Here is a 5,025-nt window from a genome sequence, read left to right as displayed (position 1 = left end):
AATCTGGCTGAACTTCCTTCAGACAAAAGCCAAGCTATTGTTGTTTATTGTGCCAGCGGAGCAAGAAGTGCTCAAGCAGCAAGGTTTCTTGTCAAAAATGGATACGAAAATGTATATGATATGGGTGGTATCTTCAGTTGGCCTTTCAAGATAGTAAAATAGTCTTATGACAATTATATCTGCATTTTCATGACATAATCATCCATATAATAACCAGATCCTATATCAGATTTCTGCTCAGAAATAATTTCAAATCCAAAATGCTGATATACTTTTATGCTCCCTGAATTGCCTTTATTTACAGTTAACCAGATATATGAAGGGTTATGTCTGGCCTTCATGTGATCAATCATCTTTCTGGACAATCCATGACCTCTAAACTTTTCGGACAAATAGATCTTACTGAGAAAAAGAGATTTCTCAGCAAGATCTGGTTTCACGGCATAGTATCCTGCTTTATCATCGCAGTCACTGCTTAAGATAAAATATTCATAGTTTTTTTCTTTTATATCGTTGATTATAGCTTCTGGAGACTGAAATTTGGCAATCATATAATTTACCTGCTCAGATCCGATCAGCTTGTCATAGTGCTCATGCCATATTTCAGAGGCAAGCTCAGAAAGCACAGCAGCAGCAGCAAAATCTTTTACTTGCAAAAAATCAAATGTCATAATCAATTACCTTTTTTTAATTACCGGATTTTGGCAAAAATGGAATCAGCTGTTTGGCAAAATTCGATAAAGTCATTGTTTGCAGCCAAACTTTTCCTGGTCCTGTTAAAGTGGTCAGGAATAAACCTTCACCGCCAAAAAGAACATTTTTAAAGCCCTTCACCATCTCTTGTTTGACAGATAAAACATAGACCAGAAACCGAAGAACCTCTCAGCAGAAGAGCTAGGGAGGATTTTTTTGCGAATTATTTACAAATATTTGTAGCACATTATCGCATAATATAATGCATATAGGTGTTATTAGTTTGCCTTCTGGCCAAATGAGAAATCGAGGGAATCCAACAAGGCTCATCGCTTAGATGTCAGAAAACGCAAAGCTGGAATTTATTTGATTATTGAAAGGAAATACTAGGACAAAAAACAGGCTAGGACTAAGCACTACAAAACGTTGGGTTATGTTCATGAACTGCTGAATCAGCACTCTGACCCGGTCGCTCATTTCAAAGAAGTTGTCAACAAAATGAATGTCCAAGAAAAAATAGATAAAAAGTTAACGCTAGCAATCGATATGAACGAAAAACTTTATGTAAAATCCCACCAGCGTTACAATCTTGGTTATGTCGTTATTTTCCAAATTATCACACGCTTTAACTGGATCGGCTTTTCAACAATAAAGTCCGGCACAAAAACTTCAAGTACAATATCAATTCCATCATGAAGCTATTGACCATTAACCAAATTCTGCACCTGAGTGAGTTATCGCTGTTGCGGCTAGGGGTTGCACCTCTTTAGACAACACCTATTTTCTCAAGGGTGGAGACAGGGACAAAAGTGTAAATGGATATGTCTTCAGCTTCTCAATTCGAAAAAGCTCTGAACAATTCAAGAAATATGTTCTTGAAGATCGTGGTTATACTGACAGAGACGGCAAACCATTGGAAGAGAAATTTGAGTACAAAAACAAATCTCGAATAGAAGTACGCGAGATTCTAGTTAGCATGAAGAATGGCTCGAAAAAAAGATGCTAATAGATGAAAAACAAGTCATCTTCTGGAGCAAAAAAATATGCGGACAAAGCACGTAGGGAACGCGAAGAGATAATTGATAACGCGCTCAAAATCATTGCCGATCCGGCCAAATACAACATTGGATATGCCGGATAACCAAATAATCCAAATTTATCGGGGGTTTGTCCGATATCCGATATTGAAGATAACTTCAAGGTTGCCAAAAGTGATCTGGATTTAAGAACAGTTTTTGTTTTCCGCGAGGATCGGATCAATGACATATCCTAATCTGCTTAATATCTTTATTTCTGCTAGGTTTTCCTGACATACAGTAAAACCCTCAAACCCATTGATTAGAAAAATTTTTGGGGTGTTGCTTATTTTGCTCGAGATATCGTATGAACAAGAATTAATTGTTACATTATCATCACATATCAGGGAGAACCCATTTGGGGGTGGCTGGTTTCACATTTTCATAAGGACGGAAGTCCAGCCGGTAAAAGACAATTATAGAACCGAACAAACTGCCGGCTGAGCCGGCAGTTATGATTTCGCGTTAGTTAGCGCTCAACTGGCTTAAGACAACAAATATAGCTGTCGATTCCAGATCTCTATGCAAGTATTAGAATCGACTGATATGCTTTTTGTGACTAGACGAATAGCTTGTTTACCGATTTTTTCAGACAATCTCGCCAGAACGATTAGATTACTACTGAGGGATACAAAAAACTTTATACTTTCCCATTAAATAATCTGTTTTTGTTGTCAACCTAGCGTTTGTGATAACTATATTTTGTTGTTTAACATTAAGAGATACTTATGTTATACGTTTTTGGGATTGCTATCCAATGATTTATTTACATTCAATAACAGAATTATACGACTACAACGTTTCTATACACTGTCTGTATAATATGTCATTATTTATGGGGTAGTCGTAGCAAGATTCATATAATTAACTCGCTGTGAGTGTGGCGTTATGCTAACTCCAGTATGCTCGTTCCGTGAAGCTAGTGAAGGTACCGATATATTCCAACCCGAGGAAGAACCAAAAATCTTTACCCCATTATATTCATAACAATACTCAATTACACCATCACATCTTAATGCAGTTATTGACCCAAGACCAAGCACAGGGTTCCCTATTTTTGAAGTTGGATAATCAATTTGTGCCAATAGACAATATTTGATAGAATACGATGTCATAGATCTTGCTGTTGCTACAATAAGATCACGTTTCATGTTATTAAATCCTGATTTGGGTGAATACGCACCATACAAAGTTGTCGTTCCAATAAAATTAGACCAAGTGTCCGTCTTCACCGGACCAGCAATTGTGGTTATGTGTACTACAGGTTTATAAGACGTGGAATATGCCCCCACCATCATAGCTCCATGTCCAAATACATTCACTACTTTTTGCCCACTATTGTAAACAGCATAGGCTTGATATCCTGTTGCAGCATTTGTAGTTGTATTTAGTAATGCAAAGCAAATGATAACTATCAGCAAAAAAGACATTTTCTTTTTCATATTTTTGGTTTTCCTTTCTGCTGTGTCATAAACAGAAAACAGTGATTTTAACACAGCTTAAAACTTATAATCTGTAACTTAAGACATTTAACCTTCATCAACAGAGTAAGCAGTACCCATCTTTTCTAAATCATTAATTACAGATGACAGCCGATTGTCTTCCAAGGTTTTCGCAGCAGCATTTACCGCATCAACAACCTCTTGAATTGGGTGTATCTCAAGAGCTGCAATCAGAAGATCTTTTTCATCTTCGGATGGTACACCATTTGCAATTTTCACTAACATTTGGTAGTTTTGCCGAACACATGATGCTTTCATAATATTATCAATCTTGTCATTCTTTATTATTTCAGCGACTGCTCGCTCGCTTGGTATGGATGAGAGACCAGTCACTATTGCATCAGAAAGTAATTGATCGTCTGTTTTTGAGACTATATCCATACATAATCTAATAAATGCATCTAAATCCTGATCTCCATCTTCGAATGGTTCTTCCTCGTAGAACTTTGACTTTGTAAGAATCGCAATACGCAATTTATCGGCAGACACAATATTAATATTAGATAAGATTTCATCAGCAATTTTGACCGATCTGTTGATGTCCTCAAAACTTAATCTTTTCAGAGCTTGGAAGGCAAGATCCTCATCTTTATCATAACATAAGTCTTCAAGCCATATAGTATCAGTGCCTTCTGGCACAGCCAGCAATGTGTATTGTCTTACTTCAGTATCAACCTGATTGTCATACAAAAGCTCATCGAAAGTTGTTTGATCATAGATGTCATTGAACTTACAAACCTGTAAAAGAACTATCTTTGATAATGAAGATGCCTCTCTGTCAAGCAATAATGACATTATTTCAGTTGAACTTAGTTCGTTAACCTTTTCATTAAGAATGCAAGCATGATACATTAAAGTCTGAGGATCATCTGTATTCCTGCTTAATTCTTCTATTTCTTCAACAAGATTGTTTGCGGATAATGACCTTAACTCTTTCAAAAGCTCTTCTTCGTCTTGTATATTGACATACTTATCTAAGACATTAGTACTTCCTTCATTTTCTCTAGAAGCACTAAACCCACTACCAACTATAATAAAGGTTATTGCAATAAGACTAACAATTATGAAAGTCGATGTTTGCTTCTTCATAATAAGTTTCCTTTCTATTTTTTAAAAGGTTCAAAAAACTATTTAGCTATCATGCGTATCTTGATCTTCGAAATGCTATAAATGATAAGATAAGATTGGTAGTTGAAATAATAAATATTACAATACTGAGGATGGTTTGATCATGAAAAATGTCAAGTCCGTAGAAAGGAGCTATCATCAACCAAACAAATAAAAATAGAAATTTTAACATGGTTTCTTGACCCATAAAGTACATCACTGATATAAGTAAACAAAGAAATTGAATTATCCAGAAAACCAAACAAAAAACACTTGTACTTTTATCCTTTAACTTAAGAGCAAATAAAATAATAAAGAAACAAATAATTATGTAGAGGCACGATATAATAGTATTAATTGGTGTAATAATGTCATAAAGCACAAATCTTTTTAGGTTAATCACGTTTGCAACAATAAAAATAGCAACAAAAAATATAATCATAATTTTTTTTATTCGATTCTTCATGATTATGCCTCTCTAAAAAAGTTTAGTTGTCTATAAATCTTACTCATAGGACAACGTTACAAAGTTAAACGCATAAAGCCAAAAACTTGATTATCTCAAACAGACAGTATTAACAAATAAATTTTTAATATTTAACATATTTGTATATTCATACAGCCAAAAGCATCACCTTTACTTTCTA

The 5,025-nt window shown here is 35.0% G+C and carries 6 protein-coding genes; 2 read left to right on the top strand and 4 right to left on the bottom strand.

The genetic code is table 11. The features are described 5' to 3' along the window. Positions 1-3 precede the first annotated feature (3 nt). The gene (locus AC0KSB_RS14265) at positions 4-162 is read left to right on the top strand and encodes a rhodanese-like domain-containing protein (RefSeq protein ID WP_472310425.1); all 159 of its coding nucleotides are present in this window, start codon (positions 4-6) and stop codon (positions 160-162) included. Positions 163-173: 11 nt separating this feature from the next. Here the strand turns inward: AC0KSB_RS14265 and AC0KSB_RS14260 are convergent, their stop codons facing one another. Both AC0KSB_RS14260 and AC0KSB_RS14255 read right to left on the bottom strand, forming a co-directional pair. Then, on the bottom strand, positions 174-671 hold the full coding sequence (locus tag AC0KSB_RS14260) for a GNAT family N-acetyltransferase (protein WP_472310423.1): 498 nt from the start codon (positions 669-671) through the stop codon (positions 174-176). Between the two features lie 16 nt (positions 672-687). Beyond that, the gene (locus AC0KSB_RS14255; protein ID WP_472310424.1) at positions 688-867 is read right to left on the bottom strand and encodes an AIM24 family protein; all 180 of its coding nucleotides are present in this window, start codon (positions 865-867) and stop codon (positions 688-690) included. 835 nt (positions 868-1,702) lie between these two features. Here AC0KSB_RS14255 and AC0KSB_RS14250 point away from each other — a divergent pair. After that, positions 1,703-1,834, top strand: a complete 132-nt coding sequence (locus tag AC0KSB_RS14250) for a hypothetical protein (protein ID WP_472310422.1) — start codon at positions 1,703-1,705, stop codon at positions 1,832-1,834. Between the two features lie 768 nt (positions 1,835-2,602). Here the strand turns inward: AC0KSB_RS14250 and AC0KSB_RS14245 are convergent. After that, on the bottom strand, positions 2,603-3,211 hold the full coding sequence (locus AC0KSB_RS14245) for a hypothetical protein (protein WP_472310421.1): 609 nt from the start codon (positions 3,209-3,211) through the stop codon (positions 2,603-2,605). A gap of 87 nt (positions 3,212-3,298) precedes the next feature. After that, positions 3,299-4,360 carry a hypothetical protein gene (locus tag AC0KSB_RS14240; protein ID WP_472310420.1) on the bottom strand — a complete coding sequence of 354 codons (1,062 nt, stop codon included), beginning with the start codon at positions 4,358-4,360 and terminating at the stop codon, positions 3,299-3,301. Positions 4,361-5,025: the final 665 nt, after the last annotated feature.

The organism is Ercella succinigenes (assembly GCF_900002895.1).
This window is presented reverse-complemented; position numbering and strand designations above follow the sequence as displayed.